17 protein-coding genes are annotated in these 20469 nt (G+C 65.2%); 5 read left to right on the forward strand and 12 right to left on the reverse strand.

Annotated features, from left to right (window positions below; all coding sequences use genetic code 11):
* The 4 genes from G9408_RS07155 to G9408_RS07170 all read right to left on the reverse strand — a co-directional run bounded on the left by G9408_RS07155 (position 1) and on the right by G9408_RS07170 (position 4713).
* Entirely contained in the window at positions 1-873 is an 873-nt protein-coding gene (locus tag G9408_RS07155; protein WP_168453277.1) for an alpha/beta fold hydrolase, read from the reverse strand.
* 120 nt (positions 874-993) lie between these two features.
* Complete coding sequence (aspS, locus tag G9408_RS07160; RefSeq protein ID WP_168453278.1) at positions 994-2775, reverse strand: aspartate--tRNA ligase; 1782 nt, start codon at positions 2773-2775, stop codon at positions 994-996.
* Positions 2776-2872: 97 nt separating this feature from the next.
* The gene (locus tag G9408_RS07165) at positions 2873-4384 is read right to left on the reverse strand and encodes an FAD-binding protein (RefSeq protein WP_168453279.1); all 1512 of its coding nucleotides are present in this window, start codon (positions 4382-4384) and stop codon (positions 2873-2875) included.
* Positions 4384-4713 (reverse strand): hypothetical protein, encoded by a 330-nt coding sequence (locus G9408_RS07170; RefSeq protein WP_168453280.1) that lies wholly within the window; start codon positions 4711-4713, stop codon positions 4384-4386. The genes G9408_RS07165 and G9408_RS07170 overlap by 1 nt, the downstream gene beginning before the upstream one ends.
* 108 nt (positions 4714-4821) lie before the next feature.
* Between G9408_RS07170 and rnd the strand changes: the two genes are divergently transcribed.
* A complete protein-coding gene (rnd, locus tag G9408_RS07175; protein WP_168453281.1) occupies positions 4822-6006 on the forward strand; it encodes a ribonuclease D in 1185 nt (394 codons plus the stop codon).
* 104 nt (positions 6007-6110) lie between these two features.
* On the opposite strand, the gene G9408_RS07180 is transcribed toward rnd, so the two are convergent.
* From G9408_RS07180 to G9408_RS07195, 4 genes are all read right to left on the reverse strand, one after another.
* A complete protein-coding gene (locus tag G9408_RS07180) occupies positions 6111-7550 on the reverse strand; it encodes a Ppx/GppA family phosphatase (RefSeq protein WP_328804402.1) in 1440 nt (479 codons plus the stop codon).
* 49 nt (positions 7551-7599) lie between these two features.
* Complete coding sequence (locus G9408_RS07185) at positions 7600-9774, reverse strand: RNA degradosome polyphosphate kinase (RefSeq protein ID WP_168453283.1); 2175 nt, start codon at positions 9772-9774, stop codon at positions 7600-7602.
* The gene (locus tag G9408_RS07190; RefSeq protein WP_328804403.1) at positions 9765-10346 is read right to left on the reverse strand and encodes an HdaA/DnaA family protein; all 582 of its coding nucleotides are present in this window, start codon (positions 10344-10346) and stop codon (positions 9765-9767) included. Before G9408_RS07190 ends, G9408_RS07185 begins: the two co-directional genes overlap by 10 nt.
* Before the next feature lie 77 nt (positions 10347-10423).
* On the reverse strand, positions 10424-11698 hold the full coding sequence (locus G9408_RS07195; protein ID WP_168453285.1) for a heavy-metal-associated domain-containing protein: 1275 nt from the start codon (positions 11696-11698) through the stop codon (positions 10424-10426).
* Between the two features lie 85 nt (positions 11699-11783).
* Between G9408_RS07195 and purM the strand changes: the two genes are divergently transcribed.
* From purM to G9408_RS07210, 3 genes are all read left to right on the forward strand, one after another.
* Entirely contained in the window at positions 11784-12890 is a 1107-nt protein-coding gene (purM, locus tag G9408_RS07200) for a phosphoribosylformylglycinamidine cyclo-ligase (RefSeq protein WP_168453286.1), read from the forward strand.
* A 117-nt stretch (positions 12891-13007) separates the two neighbouring features.
* The gene (gene purN / locus G9408_RS07205; protein WP_168453287.1) at positions 13008-13979 is read left to right on the forward strand and encodes a phosphoribosylglycinamide formyltransferase; all 972 of its coding nucleotides are present in this window, start codon (positions 13008-13010) and stop codon (positions 13977-13979) included.
* Between the two features lie 44 nt (positions 13980-14023).
* Entirely contained in the window at positions 14024-14671 is a 648-nt protein-coding gene (locus G9408_RS07210; protein WP_168453288.1) for a hypothetical protein, read from the forward strand.
* A gap of 103 nt (positions 14672-14774) precedes the next feature.
* Here G9408_RS07210 and ndk read toward each other — a convergent pair whose 3' ends face one another.
* The 4 genes from ndk to G9408_RS07230 all read right to left on the reverse strand — a co-directional run bounded on the left by ndk (position 14775) and on the right by G9408_RS07230 (position 17918).
* Positions 14775-15197, reverse strand: a complete 423-nt coding sequence (gene ndk, locus G9408_RS07215) for a nucleoside-diphosphate kinase (RefSeq protein WP_137869411.1) — start codon at positions 15195-15197, stop codon at positions 14775-14777.
* 100 nt (positions 15198-15297) lie between these two features.
* Positions 15298-15822: a hypothetical protein gene (locus G9408_RS07220; RefSeq protein ID WP_168453289.1), complete on the reverse strand. Its 525-nt coding sequence runs from the start codon at positions 15820-15822 to the stop codon at positions 15298-15300.
* Between the two features lie 72 nt (positions 15823-15894).
* Positions 15895-16344, reverse strand: coding sequence for a DNA polymerase III subunit chi (locus G9408_RS07225; protein WP_328804404.1), 450 nt, complete (start codon positions 16342-16344; stop codon positions 15895-15897).
* Positions 16345-16448: 104 nt separating this feature from the next.
* On the reverse strand, positions 16449-17918 hold the full coding sequence (locus G9408_RS07230) for a leucyl aminopeptidase (RefSeq protein WP_168453290.1): 1470 nt from the start codon (positions 17916-17918) through the stop codon (positions 16449-16451).
* 132 nt (positions 17919-18050) lie between these two features.
* Between G9408_RS07230 and G9408_RS07235 the strand changes: the two genes are divergently transcribed.
* Positions 18051-20354 carry an LPS-assembly protein LptD gene (locus G9408_RS07235; RefSeq protein WP_168453291.1) on the forward strand — a complete coding sequence of 768 codons (2304 nt, stop codon included), beginning with the start codon at positions 18051-18053 and terminating at the stop codon, positions 20352-20354.
* Positions 20355-20469 lie beyond the last annotated feature (115 nt).

The following is a 20469-nucleotide window of genomic DNA, read 5'->3' on the forward strand; positions in this document are numbered from 1 at the left end:
TCAGAATTCGTTGGCGATCAGATCGGCCAGCCGCTGCGGCGCTTCCATCGGGATGAAATGGCTCTGGTCGGCCCATTGCTCGTCGCGCACCGCGCCAAGTGCGGCGCCCAGCCCGGGCCAGGTCGGGCTGACCGAAAAGTCGAGGTTGCCCGCGCGCTCGCCGGTTCGGGCGCGGATCACGCTCACCGGCGCGCCGACCGCCCCCAGCCAGTCGTGCGGGTTGGTGCGCAGCGCATTCTGATAGACCGACGCTTCGAGAGCGGGCGGACAGGCGAGATCGAAGCCGTCGCCATCCGCGGCGGGCAGCAGGCCGAGGCGACAATAGTCCGCGAGCGCTTGCGGCTGCCAATGCGCATAGGGCGCACGCGAAGCAAAATGCGCGTTCATCGCCTCCCACCCGTCCCAGCGCGCGCGCCGCCGTGCCACCGGATGCTCGACCGGATCGGGGACCGGCACATCGGCGGCGCCGACGTAAAATTCGGGAGGCATGATGACCGGATCGATCAGGAAGATATGAGCAAAGGCGTCGGGCCGCTCAGCCGCCAGCCGGGTCAGGACGTAGCCGCCCATGCTGTGGCCGCATCCGATCAGGCGCGCTCCGGCGAACCGGTCGACCAGCGGCAACAGCGCGTCGGCGGTGACGGCCCAGTCGGCCAGCGACGCGGGCTTGGCGCTGCGGCCATGACCGAGCTGATCGGGCGCGATGACGTGGGTGCCATGCGGCAAGGCCGCGACGACCTGATCCCAGAGGCGCGCGTGAAAGCCGGTCGCGTGCAACAGCAGCAGCGAGGGCCGGTCCGACGGCTGGCCCCATTCGAACCAGCAAATCTCGCCCGCCGGGGTGTTCAGCTGGTGTTCGCGCGGCTCGCTCACGTCATCCCCCGGATCGTCATCGCGGCGAAGGCTGCGATCTCGCCGTTGCAGCTAGGCGGGAGGTTGAGATCCCGGCCTTCGCCGGGATGACGGAGCAAGGAGGGACACAGCAACGAAGGTTCAGCCCTTGGGTCCGTCCACAATGCGGATACCGAGTTCCTTGAGCTGCTTGTCGCTGACCGGCGCGGGCGCGCCCATCATCAGATCCTCGGCCTTCTGGTTCATCGGGAAGACGACGACTTCGCGGATGTTCGGTTCGTCGGCGAGCAGCATCACGATGCGGTCGACGCCCGGCGCCGAACCGCCGTGCGGCGGCGCGCCGAATTTGAACGCGTTGATCATGCCGCTGAAATTCGCGTCGACGTCGGCCTGGCTGTAGCCCGCGATCTCGAACGCCTTGTACATGATGTCGGGGCGATGGTTGCGGATCGCACCCGACGACAGTTCGACGCCGTTGCAGACGATATCATATTGCCAGGCGAGGATGTCGAGCGGGTCCTTGGTTTCCAGCGCCTCCAGCTCGCCCTGCGGCATCGAGAAGGGGTTGTGGCTGAAATCGATCTTGCCGGTGTCCTCGTCGGCCTCGAACATCGGGAAATCGACGATCCAGCACATTTCGAACTTGTTCGGATCGATGAGGTCGAGTTGTTCGGCAACGCGGGTGCGCGCGAAACCGGCGAGTTTCGCTGCGGTCGCTTCCTTGCCCGCGGCAAAGAACAGCCCGTCGTCAGGACCGATACCAAGCTCGGCGGCAAGCGCGTCCATCTTGTCGCTGCCATGGTTCTTGGCGATCGGGCCGCCCCATTCGCCGCCCTTGCGCGTCGCATAGCCAAGACCTGCAAAGCCTTCGCCCTGCGCCCAGCTGTTCATGTCGTCGAAGAATTTGCGGCTCTTTTCGGCGGTGTTCGGTGCCGGGATCGCGCGCACGACGTCGCCCGCGGCGACGATGTCGGCGAAGCGGCCGAAGCCCGACCCCACAAAGTGCGACGACACATCGGTGATGATCAGCGGGTTGCGCAGGTCCGGCTTGTCATTGCCATATTTCAGCATCGATTCGCGGTACGGGATGCGCGGGAACGAGCCCGCCGGGGTCACCGTCTTGCCGTTCGCAAATTCCTCGAACACGCCCGCGAGCACCGGCTCGATAGCGTTGAACACATCGTCCTGCGTGACGAAGCTCATTTCGAAATCGAGCTGGTAAAATTCACCCGGCGAACGGTCGGCGCGCGCATCTTCGTCGCGGAAGCAGGGCGCGATCTGGAAATAGCGGTCGAAACCCGCGACCATCAGCAGCTGCTTGAACATCTGCGGCGCCTGCGGCAGCGCATAGAATTTGCCCGGGTGGACGCGGCTCGGCACCAGATAGTCGCGCGCGCCTTCGGGCGACGAGGCGGTCAGGATCGGCGTCTGATATTCGGTGAAGCCCTGTTCGACCATGCGGCGGCGGAGCGATGCGATGACGTTCGAGCGCAGCAGGATATTCTGATGCAGACGGTCGCGGCGAAGGTCGAGGAAGCGGTATTTCAGGCGAATATCCTCGGGATATTCCTGTTCGCCCGCGACCGGCATCGGCAATTCGATCGCCGCCGACTGGACGGTGACGTCGCGGGCGCGCACTTCGATTTCGCCCGTCGGCAGGTTCGCGTTGACGGTTTCCGCCGAGCGGGCGACCACATCGCCGGTGATCGTCACGACGCTTTCGGCGCGCAGGCCGTCGAGCGTCGCGAACACCGCATCGCTCGAGTCCGCGACGATCTGGGTCAGGCCGTAATGATCGCGCAGATCGACGAAGAGCAGCCCGCCATGGTCGCGCTTGCGATGCACCCAGCCGGAAACGCGGACCGACTGGCCGACGTGTTCGGCGCGAAGCTGGCCGCAATTATGGGTGCGATAGGCGTGCATGTGATCGTCTTTCAATGGTCGGAGGGACGCGCCAAAAACGCGCCGTTATGGCCGCGCCTAAGGCAGCGCGGGGAGCGATTTGTCAAGGCTTGGCGCGTCAGCATGTCAGCCCGAGGCCGTCGAGCACGTCGCTGGCGAACAGCGCGCGGTGCGCCGGGTCGGGGATCAGGCGATCGCGCGCGCTGCGCCAGCGGCGGTAATCCTCGCCATAATCCGCCGCGACCCGCCCGGCATCGAGTTGGCAGCTCTTGGCCCAATGGCGGGTAAAGGCGATCCCTTCGGCATCGAGCCGTTCGACGACGCGGGCGTAGGCGTCGGCGGTCCGGCGGCTGCGCGGGCCGTCGAAATCGATCACTGCGTTGGCCGGAAAGCGGGCGGGCGCCAGCAGCCCGTCGGCACGCGCCATGAAACGCACGGTCACGACGGTCGACCCGCCGTGGCGCGCATAAACCTCGCAAATCAGCTCGAACGCATGCGCCAGATCGGCGCGGTCGATCGTCACCGACGCATTGAACAGATCGGCCAGCGGGCGGTGGGTGTCGAGCCCCTCGCCCCAGCTGCCATAGACTGGCGGCGCATCGACATCGGGGCCGCTGGCATAGCCCTGTTTCATTGCGAACTGCAGCAGCGCGCCGCGCGCCCATGGATAGTCGTCAAGCAGCCGCCCGAGCAGGCTGAGCGCGTCATAACCCGCGCCGAGCTGCCCCGGCGTCGCGCGCCGATAATCGTCGCGCCATGGTTCGCGATAGAGGAAGCGCAGCATCGCGGGGCGCTTGAACGGCTTATAGGGGTTCACGATCATCTGGACGAAATCGGGCTCCTGATCGAGCGCATAAGCCGCCGAAAAGCGCCGGAAATCGCCGACCGCCAGCCACCCCAGCGCCGCGCGATCGACCTTGCGGAGATTCTGGATCGGGCGAACAAGGAATTTCGGAACGCTGCCGACAACGAGCGCAGTGACGATGCCGAGTGCGCCGACTGGCAATTGCGCCGCTGCAAACACATCGTCATCGCGCAGCAGGGTCGAACCCGTCGCGGCGATGAAGCTATCGCTCATCAACCCCGCCGCCGGTTCGATCCAGTGGACTCCCGCGGGCGTCACCAACTGGACCGCGCGGATATGGTCCTGAATGCCGCCGCTGGCTATCATCGAACCGTGGGTACCCGTCGCCGCCGCGCCGGCAAAGGTCTGCCCATTGCCCGCGCCGCTGGTCCACAGCGAACGCCCCTGCGCCTCCAGCTTGTCCGACACTTCGTCGACCAGCGCCCCCGCCTCGACCAGCATCAGGCCGCTGGCATCGACGCCCGGGCGGACGTCGGCGGCATCGATGCGAAAACAGCGGTTGAAACGGCGCGTGTGGAGCAGCCAGCATTGCGATGCGATGTTGACGTTCGAGGGTGACCAGCCCGCGCCGAGCGGGCGGACGCGGCGGTTCGCCAAGGCCGCCGCGGCGAGCCAATCCTGGACCGCTTTCGCCGCGATCGCGATCTCGTCGCGCCCGCGCGGTGCGTCGCCGCTGCGCAGGGCAAAGCGCGTCGCCGCCTCGCAGGTGCCGGTGCCATGATAATTGGTCCAGCGCCCTTCGTCGCCCAGTTGCACCAACGGCATCAGGCGTCTCCCAACGGCAGGATACCCGCATGGGCGCGCCAGGCGACGGTAACCGGGCGTAAAAAGCCGACCGTCGCGATCGCGATCAGCATCTGGCGCCGTGTTGCAAAGACCCGCACGTCGCTGAGGCCGTGATCGGATTCGGGGGTGACAAACGGCTGCGCGGCCTCGGCCGCGAAGCCCCAGCCTTTCAGCGTCACCACCATCGATTCTTCGTCGAGCGGCCGCGGATTGGCGATCGACACGAAAATATCCGCCTGCCCCGCCAGATACTGGCCGAAAAGCAGCAGAAAAGCGAGCGCGGCGAGCGCCCATCCGAGCCACATCATGCCCCAAACCCCTTCGTTTTTCCCCTGACCGGTATTCCGGTTCCGCGACCCGAAGAGCACGGACAATTTTTCCTGCCCGTTCCTTTCAACTAGCTGTATAGGCGCGCTATGCAAGTCCATCCGTTGATCGAAACCAACGCCGCGCTGGTCGAATTTTGCGACCGCATTCGGAACAGCGATTTCATCGCCGTCGATACCGAATTCATGCGCGAAAATACCTTCTGGCCCGAGCTTTGCCTGATCCAGATCGCCGACAGCGAACATGCCGCGGCGATCGACCCGCTCGCGCCCGGCATCGACCTTGCGCCTCTGCTCGACCTGCTGGTCGACAATGAGGATATGCTGAAGGTCTTTCACGCCGGCGGACAGGATGTCGAAATCATCTTCAACCTGACCGGCAAGACCCCGCACCCGATTTTCGACACCCAGATCGGCCAGATGGCAATCGGTCAGGCCGAACAGGTCGGCTATTCGAACCTTGTCGAGGCGTGGATCGGTCTGCAACTCGACAAAGGTGCGCGTTTTACCGACTGGAGTCGCCGCCCGCTCGACAAGCGCCAGATCGATTATGCGATCGGCGACGTTACCCATCTGGCGAAGATTTTCCCGATGATGCTCGACAAGCTGGTCAAGACCGGGCGCGGTCACTGGCTCGACGAAGAGATGGAAAAGCTCGCCGATCCGGCGAATTACAGCATCGATCCCGAAAAGGCCTGGCAGCGCATCAAGATCCCGTCGCGCAAACCTGACGTGCTCGGGCGCCTGAAAGCACTCGCCGCATGGCGCGAGCGCGAGGCGCGGTCGAAGAACCTACCACGCGGGCGCATCGTGAAGGACGAAACGCTGGCCGACCTCGCCGCGCATCCGCCGAAGGATCAGGACGGCCTCGGCCGGGTCCGCGGCCTGTCGGCGACGTGGAAGTCGAACGACATCGGCGCGCGGCTGATGGACGCGCTGGCCAATGCCAAGGCGATGGACAAGGACGATATGCCCGACCGCGCGCCGCGCGGACCGGGGCTGGGCAAGGAAGGCGTGCTTGTCGCCGACCTTTTGAAGCTGCTGCTCAAGATTCGCGCCCGCGAACTCAATGTCGCCGCGCGGCTGATCGCGCGCAGCGATGATCTGGAGGCACTGGCGGCGGGCGGCCGTCAGGACATCGCGATGATGCAGGGTTGGCGGTACGAGGTGTTCGGCCACGCCGCGCTCGATCTGGTCGAGGGACGCATGGGTTTTGCGGTCAAGAACGGCAAGCTGGTGATGAGCGAAATCGACGCGGCGGCGAGCGCCGACTGACCTTCTCCACCCCAATATCGTCATCCCGGCGAAGGCCGGGATCTCACCCTATCGTCGAACCGCACCGGCGAGATCCCGGCCTTCGCCGGGATGACGAAGTGGGCCTAAAGCATCACCAGCTCGGCCTTGGCATCCAGCGCCTGCGCCAGCGAGCGCAGGCGGCGCTCGACCGACTCGCCCGCCAGATGATGCCAGCCATGGTCGAGGCTGAGCCGCAGCTTGCCGTCGACCAGCGCGATGTGGCTGGCCTTCAGCGGTGCCTCGACCCCGCCGGTCAGTCGCTGTGCCAGCCGGATCGCCAGCCCCCATTGCCGAGCGCGCGCGAGGCGGTCGGCGGCGACGAGCCTGCCCATGTCGGGGAAATCGCTGTCGGCACCGCCGAACCCCGCGTGCAGCGCGCGCGCAAGCAGGATGCGCCCCGGAATGTCGATGCCGCGCCAATTGCCGTGCAGCCCGATTTCGGTGCCGCGTTCGGCGCGAAAGTCGGGGTTCGCCGACCAGGCCACGTCGCTGAGCAGGCTGGCGGCGAGTCGGACGCGGCTGTCGGCGGGCGCCTCGCCGGCGAACAGCGGCGCGATCCATTCAGTGATAGCGCGCCCGTGCGGCGCGAAGCGCGCAAGGCGACGGCCTTCGAATTCGGCGGCGACGATCAGCGGGTCCTGCGCGCGCGTTTCGGCGTCGAGCGCCTGATAGAGCAGCCCTTCGCGCAGCCCCGATGACGACACCGTCATTTCCGGAACGTCGAGGATGTTCACGAGCGCCGAGAGCAACGCCGCCGCATCGGGCAGCGCCGCGGCGCGGTTCGACGCCATGCCGGGGATGGCGCGCAACTCCTCGAAGCTCAGGCGATTGGTTGCGCGCACCAGACGGCGGAGCGCCGACCGCGGCAGGCTGTGCTGGTCGAGAACCGCGAGCGGGTCTTGCGTCAATTCGAGATCGAGTCGCGACAGCGCGCGCCACGATCCGCCGACCAGATAGAGCGGCAGCCCCGACATCCCGTCGGGCCACCCGGCGCCGCGCAGCATCTTGCGAACGGCGCGTTCGAACGCCTGTTGCCCCTGCTTGCGCAGCGCGGGCAGGCGCAGCACGCCGAGCGGAAAAGACGCACGGCGCCCGACCTGCCCGTTCGCGACCTCCGCCAGTTCGAGGCTGCCGCCGCCGAGATCGACCGCGATGCCATGCGCGTCGGGGATCGCCGACAGCACGCCATAACCCGCGGCCTCAGCCTCTTCCTCGCCCGACAACAGCCGGATCGCCAGCCCCGCATCGGCGGCGCTGGCGATGAATTCGGGTCCGTTTTCAGCGTCGCGCACGGCTGCGGTGGCCACGCACAGCAGGCTTTTGACCTCCATATGCTTCGCGAGCAGCGCATAGCGACGGAGTGCCATGAGCCCGCGCATCGCATCCTCGCTGGCGATCCGTCCGTCGACGGCCAGCCCGCGGCCGAGCCCAGCGGCGACCTTTTCGTTAAAGATCACCGCGGGCGCGCGCGACGGTCCTTCATAGACGACAAGGCGAACCGAGTTCGAACCGATGTCGATCACGGCCGAGCGGTGAACCGCCGACTTCGAGGCGCGCAGCAATCCCAAGGCGTCAGACTTCGCGCATCGTGAAAGCGAGCGTCGGGACGTCCTGACGCTTGTGAAGCGCCGTCCCGCGACCCGACAGCGACGGGTTGTTCATGAAATAATGATGCAGGTTGAAAGGCTTGTCGCCAGACGCCGTTCGCACATAGATGCCGTCGGGTTGCAGCACCCAGCTTTGTTCATTGTCGATCAGATTGGCGACCAGCACCTGATCGAGGATCTGGTCGTGTACCGTCGGATTGTCGATCGGGATCATATATTCGACGCGGCGGTCGAAATTGCGCGGCATCCAGTCGGCGCTGCTGATGTAGAGCTTCGCCGTGCGGTGCGGCAGCGGCGCGCCGTTGGCGAAGGCCCACACGCGGCTGTGTTCGAGGAAGCGCCCGACGACCGATTTCACGCGGATCGTCTCGGAGAGGCGCGGCACCCCCGGACGCAGACAGCAGATACCGCGCACGATCAGCTCGACCGGCACCCCCGCCGCACTCGCCTCGTAGAGCTTGTCGATGATGTCGGGATCGACAAGGCTGTTCATCTTGGCCCACACCCCCGACGGCGCGCCCGCCTTCGCCGCCGCGATTTCGGCGTCGATCAGCTCGCTGAGATGCTGGCGCATGTTGAGCGGCGACATGGTGATGAGGTCGAGCCGTTCGGGTTCGACATAGCCGGTGATATAGTTGAAGAGCTGCGCCGCATCGCGACCCGCGCGCGGATCGGCGGTAAAGAAGCTCAGATCGGTGTAGATGCGCGCGGTGACGGGGTGATAATTGCCGGTGCCGAAGTGGCAATAGGTCCGATACCCCTGCCCTTCGCGGCGCACGACCATCGAAATCTTTGCGTGCGTCTTCCATTCGATGAAGCCGTAAACGACCTGCACCCCGGCGCGTTCGAGCTGGTTCGCCCAGAGGAGATTCTGCTCCTCGTCGAAGCGCGCCTTGAGTTCGACGACCGCGGTCACCGATTTGCCCGCCTCGGCCGCCTCGATCAGCGCGCGGATCACCGGCGACTGGTTGCCCGCGCGGTAAAGCGTCTGCTTGATCGCTACGACGTCGGGATCGGCCGCCGCCTGCCGCAGGAAGGACAGCACGACGTCGAAGCTCTCGTATGGGTGGTGGACGACGATGTCCTTCGAGCGGATCGCCGCGAAACAATCGCCGCCATGTTCGCGGATACGTTCGGGAAAACGCGGCGAATAGGCCGGAAATTTGAGGTCGGGGCGATCGACGTCGACGAGCGCCGACAGCGCCGCGAGCCCGATGAAGCCGCCGATCTTGGCGACGATTGCCTCATGCCCCTGAATGTCGGCATTGAGCACCGCCGCGATTTCGGCGGGCATGTCGGCCTCCAGCTCCATCAGGATCACGCGCCCGCGGCGGCGGCGGCGAATCGCGGTGCGGAAGAGGCGGACGAGATCCTCGGCCTCTTCCTCCAGCTCGATGTCGCTGTCGCGGATGATACGGAACACGCCCAATGAGCGGATCGCGAACCCCGGAAACAGGAGGTCGCCGAACAATTCGATCAGAAATTCGATCGGAACAAAGCTGGTCGCCTGCCCCGGCACCGGCACGAACCGCGACAGCGAGGCGGGGATCATCACCAGTTCGCGGAGCGTGTCACCGCTCGCCTTGTGCTGAAGGTCGAAAATGACGCCAAGGCCGCGATTGGGGATGAAGGGAAAGGGATGCGCCGGGTCGAGCACCTGCGGCGTCAGGATCGGGAAAATCTGGTCGATGAAATATTGGCGCAGCGCGGTGCGCAGCACCTCCTTGTTCGACCCCGCGCCGTGGACGGTGATGCCCTGTTCGGCGAGCTGGCGGTGGAGCAATTGCCATTCGCTCTGCTGCTGGTCGACGAGGCGGTGGACCTCGGCCTCGATCTCGGCGAGTTGCTGCCCCGGCGAGCGGCCGTCGGCCGACGGGTCGTCGATGCCCTGAAGCTGCTGCCCCTTCAGTCCCGCGACGCGGACCATGAAAAATTCGTCGAGATTGCTGCCCGAAATCGACAGGAAGCGGAGGCGTTCGAGCAGCGGGTGCGCGGGGTTGCGCGCTTCCTCCATCACTCGCCGGTTGAAGGCGAGCCACGACAGTTCGCGGTTGAAGAAGCGTTCGGAGCCGAAGCGCGGCGGCGTCGCCGCGGTGTCGGCGTCATTATCGGCGCGTAAGGGGCTGCCAGCTATCGACATGTCGCGTCATCCTGTCTTTCGAGCAAATCGGGATCGATGAGCCCCTGTGACAGTAATGTTTCACGCGTAAGACGAATGCCGATGCCGCCGCCCTTTTCGAGCGAGGCCGCATCGAGCGCCGCGACGACGCGGTGGATCATCGCATAGCTGCGTTCCATGCGCGGCACGATATAGGAGGCGACGCCGGGCGCCAAGGCCATCCCGCGCTGCGCAAAAAGCGCCTCGATCAGGTCGCGGGCAAGGCAATCGTCGGGATCGCCGATCGTCAGCACCGGCACCGCCGCGAGGCGCGAGCGGAGGTCGGGCAAGGCAATATTCCATGCGGCGGGCGGCGCGTCGGCGATGATCAGCAGCGGCGTGCCGCTCGCCTGCGCGGCGTTCCACGCGTGGAAGATCTCCTCTTCCGACACGCTGTCATGACCGTCGATCACGCGCCCGCCGGTGTCGGCGGCGAACAGGCGGCCCATCAGGCTGCGCCCCGAACCATGCGGGCCGGTGAGCACCGCGGTGCGGACGGGCCAGGTCGCCACATGGCGCAAATAGCGCACCGCATCGGCGTTGCTGGCCCCCACGATGAGTGGACCATCGTTGGCGCCCCCTGCGCTCCAATCCAGCGGCAGGGCGATTTGACCGGAGCTTTTGCGCGCCATCAGCGGCTGATCCGCAGCTGGCCGCCGCCCTCCTGCACCGTAAAGCCGCGCGCGGCGAGCGCGACGCGGAGCGCGGCAAGATCGCCGCGGAAGGTTACGCGCATCACCGAGGTGCCGCCGAGCGCGAGGCTGGTCGTCGACGCCGACTGGACCCCCGCGACGCCCGAAACCGCGCGCTCGGTCGCGGTGACCGAATCGACGTCGGGCGAGCTGTACTGGACGGTGAAGCTTTGCACCCCGGCGGCGGCGGTTACCGGCACGCTGCTGTCGGTTTCGGCGGGCAGCGCATCTTCGTCGGTGGCGAGCGTTTCTTCGGGCAAATCTTCGCGTTCGACCGGCTTTTCCAGCACAAGATAGGTGTCGGTCCGAAGCACGCCCGCAGCGAGCGCGTCGATATAGATGCGGTCCATCCGGGCAACCGCCTTTTCCATCATGTCGGGCAGCGCCGCGGGGCTGGGTCCGGTCATCGTGAAGCTGGAAATCAGCTTGCTGTCGGGGCCGAAGCGCGCGGTGAAATAGCCTTTGATCGGGCCGCCGGGATAGCTGTATTCGACGCGCGCAATCGGCGTCAGCACGTCGGCGGCGCCATATTGGTCGAGGATCACGCGCCACCACACGCGGCCGCGACGCCCGGTCTGTCCTGCGTTGATCAGCAGGGTGTCGGCGCCAGTGCCCGCGGTGCGGACATAGTCGATCGCACTTTGCCCCGTATTATATTCGGCCCACGCGCGCTGCCACGCGCTGCGCTGTTCGAACACTTGCGGGATGCCGTCGATCGAATAGACGGGAATGACGAGCAAGGGCGGCGAGCGGAGCGTGCGGCCGCTGACGCCCAGAATCTGACCGGCGCGCACGCGGTCGAACTGGACGCCGAGGCGCGCGACATAGCGGCGCGGGCCGATCTGCTCTTCCTCGACAACGATTGCGGTGACGATGCCGTCGAGCACCGAATCGCCGAGCGCGGGGCCGTCGCTGCCGTTCAATTTGCGATAGAGCTGAGCCCAGCCCTTGCGCTGCGCCTCGCGCCAGCCCTTGGTGCGCGCATCGTCGGCATTGTCGCCGGTGACGTCGACGAGGATACCGCTGGCGAGGAAATCGCCGCTGCTGTTGATCGGAGTGATGCCGCGATTGCCGCGGGTGATCTGACCGTCAACGATGCCCGCGAGCAAAATCGCGAAGAACAGGCCGATAAGGGCCGCCCAGCGCCAGTCACGGGGCGCCAGCGAGCGAGGGAAAAGGCTCGGGGCGAAGCGGGGAAAGGCAGCCGAAGTCATATCTTCTCTATGCTCTGCCCAAAAGCGTGGCCCCGGACAAGGAAATCATGGCATTTCGTGGCCAGAGTCGTTAGTCGCGCTGGCCATGGATTCCAAGCACAACTCACCCGCCTCCTACACATATGCGCAGGCTGGCGTATCGATCGAAACCGGCAACGCGCTGGTCCGTGCCATTGCCCCGCTCGCCCGCGCGACGCGCCGTCCCGGTGCCGATGCCGACCTTGGCGGTTTTGGCGGCTTTTTCGACCTGAAGGCCGCGGGCTTCAATGACCCTCTGCTGGTCGCCGCAAACGACGGCGTGGGAACAAAGCTCAAGCTTGCGATCGAATCGGGCAAGCATGACGGGGTCGGGATCGACCTCGTCGCCATGTGCGCGAACGACCTGATCGTGCAGGGCGCCGAGCCGCTGTTTTTCCTCGATTATTATGCGACCGGCAAGCTCGACAACGATGTTGCGACCGACGTCGTCGCAAGCATCGCAGAAGGCTGCAAGCAGGCTGGCTGCGCGCTGATCGGTGGCGAAACCGCCGAGATGCCGGGGATGTATTCGGACGGCGATTATGACCTTGCGGGCTTTTGCGTTGGCGCGGTCGAGCGCGACCAGGTGCTGACCGCCGACAAGGTGGCGGCGGGCGACGTCATCCTCGGCCTTGCCTCGTCGGGGGTACATTCGAACGGCTTTTCGCTCGTGCGCCGATTGGCCGCCGACAAGGGGTGGAAACTCGACCGCCCTGCCCTGTTCGACCAGAATATCCTGTTGATCGACGCGCTGATGGCGCCGACGCGGATCTATGTGAGGAGCCTGCTCCCGCTGGTAAAGACCGGCAAGATCCATGCGCTCGCGCACATCACCGGCGGCGGCCTGCTCGAAAATATCCCGCGCGTGCTGCCGAAAATCCTGCACGCGCATGTCGATGCCGACGCATGGGACCAGCCGCGACTGATGGCGTTCCTGCAGGCGCAGGGGAACATCGAGCCCGAGGAAATGGCGCGCACCTTCAACTGCGGGATCGGCATGGCGGTGGTCGTTAGCGAGGGCGATGTTGCCGAGGTGACCGCAGCGCTGGAAGCCGCGGGCGAGACGGTCCACCGGATCGGGCATATCGCCGCGGGCGAAAAAGGCTGCACCGTCACCGGCAGCGCCGAGACTTGGAGCGCGATGGGGGCATGGAGCGCGACGCATAATGGATAATATCCTCCCTGTTGCGCAGCAATGGGGAGGTGGCAGCCCCGCAGGGGCTGACGGAGGGGCAGGTAGCGCGGCGTTTTCGCCCCTCCACCACGCCCTTCGGGCGCGCTCCCCCTCCCCATGCTTCGCGCAGGGAGGATTGGCGTGAAAGCCAAAGTCGCCGTCCTGATCTCCGGCGCCGGAACCAATATGGCAGCGCTGCTCTATGCCGCGAAGGCCGCCGATTGCCCCTATGAGATCGTGTTGGTTGCCAGCAACAATCCCGACGCTCCCGGTCTTGCCATTGCCGAAGCCGAGGGCATCGCAACGTGGAGCCTCTCGCACAAGGGCATGGCCCGCGACGCATTCGACGCGCTTGTCGACGCCGAACTGCGCAAAGCCAAGGCCGACTTTGTCGCGCTCGCGGGCTATATGCGCATCCTGAGCGACGATTTCGTTGCGCGCTGGGCGGGCAAGATGCTCAACATCCACCCCAGCCTGCTGCCGCGCTACAAGGGACTCGACACCCATCAGCGAGCGATCGACGCGGGCGACAAAATTGGCGGGTGCAGCGTCCACATCGTCACCCCCGGGGTCGACGACGGCCCGGTGCTGGCGCAGACGCCGGTCGCGATCTTGCCCGGCGACACCGTCGAAACCCTTGCCGCACGCGTGCGGATTGCCGAGCATCAGCTCTATCCGCCGACCCTCGCCGCCTTCGTCACGCGCGAACGATCGCCCGACTATCTGCGCGCCCGCGTGCGCGATCTGGCGATGGCTTTGCCCGAGGCGGACGAAGTCTTATCCCACGGCATGCCCTGCTTCGGGATCGTAAAGGGCAAGAAATTCGCCTATTTCACTGAGGACCACCATGGCGACGGCAAGATCGCGCTGCTGGTGAAGATCAGCGGCGCCGAGGAGCAGGCGATGCTGATCGAGCTCGACGAAGATCGCTATTACCGCCCCGCCTATTTCGGCGACGGCTGGGTCGGCATCCGCCTCGACCTCGGCGACACCGATTGGGATGCAATCGGCGAGTGGCTGCGCAAGAGCTGGCTGGCGGTGGCGCCGAAGAAGCTGGGCGGGCTGATGGCGGTCGCGGAAGACTTCTGACTGGCGATAGGTGGCCGTTAAGCAATTTTGGATATTGCGGGCCGATGCAAATCCAAAGCTCGAAATCGAACGAAAACTGGCGCGAAGCTCAGCAGGCGCGCATATCGCTATGGATACGCGAAACCGTAAAAGGGTGGATCTATTTCGATAGCGAGTGCCATGCCCGGCTATTGACGACAGACGAAGCCCGGAAGCTGGAGCGCGAAGCCAATCGATTGCTCGACCGCCATAGCGAACGAGAGTTCACCGCCAGCGCGATTGTCGCGATCCTCTCCATCCTGGGCTTGATCTCGGTCGGCGCCGCCGCCTATTTTACCGGCTGGACGACCGTGGTCGCAGCCGCATCGGCATTGCTCTTCTTCGCGGCATCGGCCTGTGAAGCCACGCGTTATGAGCGCGACCTGCGCGCGTGGCGGCACTCGGTCTCGGAAAGGTTCCAGCATCGCCCCGTTGTGGAAGCGAGCTATGCAAGCCACCACCGCCGGCACAATCTGTTCAAATACGCCGTCCTTGCGACCGTCGGCATTTGCTGGGCCGTCGGCAGCTGGTTCATGATTTCGGCCCCCGGATCGCCGGTCGTCTATCTTTTCCTGGTCGCCGGTTGCGTATTGCCCTTCCCCCTCAATGCCTTGGCTCGCCGCGTCGACGCGACGCACCGAAGACGCAAATGGTTCGACGAACGTCCGGCCTAGAGCGGAACGCAAACATATTCGTGACGTCGGGTTCGCGGGTCCGAACGAAAAAGGCCGCCAGATCGCTCCGGCGGCCCCTTCATTTCGGCTTTGCCTGTGTCGTTTAGCCGACGATTTCTTCGGGCTTGAAGAAGTACGCGATTTCGATCGCGGCGTTTTCGTCGCTGTCCGAACCGTGCACCGTGTTCGCTTCGATGCTTTCGGCGAGTTCCTTGCGGATCGTGCCGGGTGCGGCGTCCTTGGGGTTGGTGGCGCCCATGATGTCGCGGTTGCGCTGCATTGCGTCTTCACCTTCCAGAACCTGGACGACGACCGGGCCGCTGATCATGAAGTCGACGAGTTCGCCGAAGAAGGGGCGTTCCTTGTGGACGGCATAGAAGCCCTCGGCCTGTTCGCGGCTCATGTGGATGCGCTTCGACGCGACGACGCGCAGGCCGGCGTCCTCCAGCATCTTGGTGACGGCGCCGGTCAGGTTGCGACGCGTGGCGTCGGGCTTGATGATCGAAAAAGTGCGGGTGACCGCCATGGGGGAAGCTCCTGTGTTGTTATGGTCTGCGATGCGCGCGCCTCTAGCCGCGCTTTCGCGCCGCCGCAAGGTCGGAGAGTGTACCCCGTACGGGCGCGCGTCAGCCGCCGCCGTGGGTGATGGTGCCGTTCACTTGCGATCCGGTTTGCGTGGCCGTGATCTGCACCCCGCCCTGGCCGTCGCCGGATTTTTCAGCGCCGATGATCATGGTATCGCCGCTCTTGATCTCGCTGGTGACCTTCATGCCCGCCGCTTCGGCCTGTTTGCGGAAATGCGCGATGACATCGGCGGCCTTGGCATCAACCTCGAAACTGGCCATCCCGCCGGTGCCCTCGGTGCCGCTGGCCGAAAAACCTCCGGTTATCTTCGAGCCTGGATAGGGGGCAAAGCCGGCCGGGAGTTTGGCGTTGCCCGCGCCGCCGCCGAACACCATCTCGCCGTCTTCGGTCTTGATGCTGACCTTGCCGCTCTCGCCGTCGTCGCTGCTGGTAATCTTGTAATCGGCGGTCTGCCCGGTTTCCGGATCAGTGTAAGTGCCGCTGGCAACTTCGGACTCCGATTTCGAACCGCAAGCGGCAAGGAGCAGCGCGCTGGCCGCCAGGGCGATAACGGAAATTCTGGTCATGATCGGCTCCCGTTGCTGATTATCCTGATCCGTGCCACCGCGCGCGCAATCGCGCGGTGACCCTCGTCACACTCACGGCCCCTCCGACCAGCGGCCGTTTTCGTCCTGTTTCCAGAAGCGGTTATCGATGTCGTCGCGCGCGGCAAGCGTGCGCCAGAGTGTACGAGCGTCGTCGATGCGGCTGTTGTCGAACATCAGAAAGCTGCGGTCGAACACCAACGCCTCGTCGCGCCATTCGCCGTCGGCAAGCACGACATGCGTTGCGCCGTTAGCGACTGCCGCGTCGAATGTGCCCGAAATCAGAATAGGCTCGATTGCCGCGTCGGGCGATCCCGCATGGCCATGCGGCAGGAAGCTGGCAGGCTGCAACGTCCACAGCGCGTCATCAATCGACTGCCGCTGCATCGCAGGCGCGGCAACCACCAGCAAGCGGTCGCCGTTCGCCAAAACGCGCGCCGCGATAGCGGGGAGAACCCGTTCAACCGGGTCGCGGGTCAGCCGGTAGAAGTCGACGCGCAGCACGTAATTCTCCGCTCAGCCTCTCATCGAAACCCTGAGCCTGTCGAAGGGTGCCTATCTGAAAAGCGCCCTTCGACAGGCTCAGGGCTACGGTAGTTACCCATCGATCAACCCTCGTGGTTCTCGGCAATGTAACGGTCGAGCAGACGCACTCCGTAGCCCGTCGCTCCCTTCGCCCACACCGGCCCGTCCTTGTCCGACCAGGCCGTACCGGCGATGTCGAGGTGCGCCCAGGCGACGCCCTCATCGACGAAGCGTTTCAGGAACTGCGCCGCGGTGATCGAACCGCCCTCGCGCGGGCCGATATTTTTCATGTCGGCGATCGGGCTGTCGATCAGCTTGTCATAGGCCGCCGAGAGGGGAAAGCGCCACAGCTTGTTATTGCTCGTCTCGCCTGCGCCGATCAGCTTGTCCGCGAGCGCGTCGTCATTGGCAAAGATGCCCGCATATTCGTGCCCGAGCGAGATCACCATGGCGCCGGTCAGCGTCGCGAGATCGACGACGACCTTCGGCGAATACATTTTCTGCGCCCACGTGATCGCGTCGCACAGCACCAGCCGCCCCTCGGCGTCGGTGTTGAGTACTTCGACCGTCTGGCCCGACATCGTCGAGACAATGTCGCCGGGGCGCATCGCATTGCCGTCGGGCATGTTCTCGACCAGCCCAACCACGCCGACGACGTTCGCCTTGGCCTTGCGCCCGGCAATCGCCTTCATCGCGCCTGCGACGGCACCTGCGCCGCCCATGTCCCATTTCATCATGTCCATGCCGGGGCCGGGCTTCAGACTGATCCCGCCAGTGTCGAAGGTCACGCCCTTGCCGATGAATACCACCGGCTTGTCGCCGTCCTTGCCCCCGTTCCAGCGCATCGCGAGCAGCCGCGGCGGACGCGTCGAACCCTGCGCGACGCCGAGCAGCGCCCCCATACCGAGCGCCTGCATCTGGCGTTCATCGAGCACCTCGATTTCGACGCCAAGCTCGGCAAGATGCTGGCAGCGTTCGACGAAGCTTTCGGGATAGAGGATATTCGGCGGTTCGGCGACGAGCGTCTGGGTCAGGGCGACACCATCGGCGATGGCTTCATTCACCGCCCAGCGTGCCGTCAGGTCGCGGTGCGGCGACGCGATGGACAGCGACTTGAGGCTGGGCTTTGCGTTGTCGGCAAGCCGCGTGCGATAAGTGTCGATCCGCCAGTTCCGCAGCTTTGCGCCCATGGCGAACGCCAGCACATCCTCTTCATCGACCGCGCCCGCGCTTGCAAAGTCGACATGGACGGCCGCGGCTCCGCTGGTCTGCAAGCGCGCGGTCAGCGCACCGCCCGCGCGTTCGAGGTCGTGCACCGAGCCCTCGCCGATCCCGACGAGCAGCAGGCGCAGTACGCGCCCGCCATCGACCGCGGCGGTTTCGGCAATCCCGCCCGCCGCGCCCTCGAACCGCGCCTGCGCCGCGGCGCCACCCAGCAACGCACCGTGCGGCTCGCCCAGCGCCTGTACGAAGGCGTTCAGCTCGCCCTTGCGGACCGGAAAAGCGACGACGTCGGCAGACGCATCGATTTGCGCGACAAAGTGAATGTCCATTCGGTAACTCTCTTATGCGAAGATTGATTGCAACGTGCGGGACCGATAGGGGTTTCGCTTGCGAGTTGCAAAAACAAAGCAGCCGGTCCAACCCGGGCGGACGCGATCGATCAAGTGGGACAAAGTGATTAAATGAGCTGGACTTTGTTCCAAAGCGCGCACCGATCGCAGCGGCTGTGGCTGGCCACCGCGAGTGGATTTGCGCTGCTCGCCAGCCCTGCGGCGGGACAGCAGATCGGCGATTCGCGTCCCGCACAGGAAATTGCTGGCGAGCCCGATCTTCAGACCCCCGATATTTCGCCCGTCACCACCGACGCCCCCGCGGTCGCCGCCGAAGATCAGGTCGGTTTTGCCGCCGACAGCCTGAATTACGACAGCGATACCGAAATCGTCGTGGCCGAGGGCAATGTCGCGATGAACCGCGAGGCAATTTCGATGCGCGCGGACAAGGTGACGTGGAATCGCAAGACCGGCCAGGTGTTCGCCGAGGGCAATGTCGCGATCAAGAACCCCGAGGGCGACATTGCGTATGGCGACCGGATCGAGCTGACCGACAGCCTGCGCGACGGCGTCGTCGAAAACCTGCTCGTTGTCCTCGACAACGGTTCGCGGCTGGCCGCGGTCAAGGGCACGCGGTTCGAGAACGGCAATATTCAGCTGGAAAATGCCGCCTACACCGCCTGCCCGGTCGAAGATGCCGACGGTTGCCCCAAGAACCCGAGCTGGCAAATCCGCGCCGTCCGGGTGACTTATGACCGGGCGAACAACAAGGTCCGCTACAAGGGCGCGCGGGTCGAGATTTTCGGCCTGCCGCTGATTCCGCTCCCCGGGCTCAGCCATCCGGCGAACAGCGAGGCTGGCAGCGGCATTTTGGTACCCGAGATCCGGCTCGACCGCAGCAACGGCTTTGAAATTGCGGTGCCTTATTACCTGCGCCTGGCACCCGATCGCGATATCACCATCACCCCGCACCTCTACACCGGCGCCGCACCGATGCTGGAAGGCGAATTCCGCGCGTTGACCGACATTGGTTCGTTCCGCATCAACGGCTTTGCGACCTACAGCTCTTTGGTCCCGCTCACCGGCGAGGACCCCGACAGCCGCGAACGCTTTCGCGGTTACCTTGAAAGCGCCGGCAAGTTCCAGTTCGACCCGCGCTGGAGCTTCAGCTATTCGGGCCGTATCGCGACCGACCGGACGTTCATGCGCCGCTACGACATCAGCCGCGACGACCGGCTGCGCTCGACCTTCGAGCTCGAGCGGATCGGCGGCAATTCCTACCTCTCGATCGCGGGTTGGGCGACGCAAACGCTGCGCGCCAACGACAGCCAGGGGCAGCAACCCATTGCGCTGCCGATCATCGATTACCGCCAGCGTTTTGCCGATCCGGTGCTGGGCGGCCAGGTCGAGTTGCAGCTGAACACGCTGGCGATCGGCCGCACCGCGGGACAGGATACGCAGCGCGCCTTCGCCGGTGCGCGCTGGGACCTGCGCGGCCTGACGCGGCTGGGGCAGGAAGTCACCTTGACCGCGCTGGTGCGCGGCGACGTCTATCACAGCGATGAAAATCTGTTGACCGCGATCCCCGGCTATCGCGGCAAATCGGGCTGGCAGGCGCGCGGTATCGCGGCGGTCGCCGCCGACATGCGCTGGCCCTTTGTCGGGGAGTTTGCAGGCGGCACCCAAACGCTGACCCCGCGCATCCAGATCGTCGCCACCCCACCGATCGAAAATATCGACATCCCCAATGAGGATGCCCGCGCCTTTGATCTCGAGGACAGCAACCTGTTCGCGATCAACCGCTTCAACGGCTATGACCGGTTCGAGGATGGCGCGCGCATCACCTATGGCGTCGAATGGAATTTCAGCCGTCCGGGATTCAACATCAGCAGCAGCGTCGGCCAAAGCTATCGCCTGTCGGACAAGCCCGCGCTGTTCCCCGACGGGACCGGGCTGACCAGCCGCACGTCGGACGTCGTCGGGCGGACGACGATCGCCTATCGCGACTTCTTGCGCCTCACCCACCGCTACCGGCTCGACAAGGATAATCTGGCCATTCGCCGCAACGAATTCGACGCGACGATCGGCAGTCGGTCGACCTATGCGGTACTCGGTTATTCGCGGCTCAACCGCGACATCCTGCTGCTCGGCGAAGATTTCCAGGACCGCGAGGAAGCGCGCGTCGGCGGACGGGTCAAGGTGGCGCAATATTGGTCGGTCTTTGGTTCGGCGATCGTCGATCTGACCAAGCGAAGCGACGATCCCTTGAGTACCGCCGACGGGTTCGAACCGATTCGCCACCGGCTGGGGGTGGCCTATGACGACGACTGCCTGTCGATCGCGCTGACCTGGCGCCGCGACTATGCCGATACCGGCGACGCCCGGCGCGGCAACAGCTTCTCGTTCCGCATTGCTTTCCGCAACCTCGGGTTCTGAACGCGTCGCTCAGCGTAGGTTCAGCGTGTCCGACCTAAAGGCGGGCTTGAAACACGTCCGGATGGTGGATTGCGCTGGACCATCGGGCGTATCCGCTGATACGGAGCGTCCAAAC

Source organism: Sphingopyxis microcysteis, assembly GCF_012274265.1.
GTDB classification, from domain to species: domain Bacteria; phylum Pseudomonadota; class Alphaproteobacteria; order Sphingomonadales; family Sphingomonadaceae; genus Sphingopyxis; species Sphingopyxis microcysteis.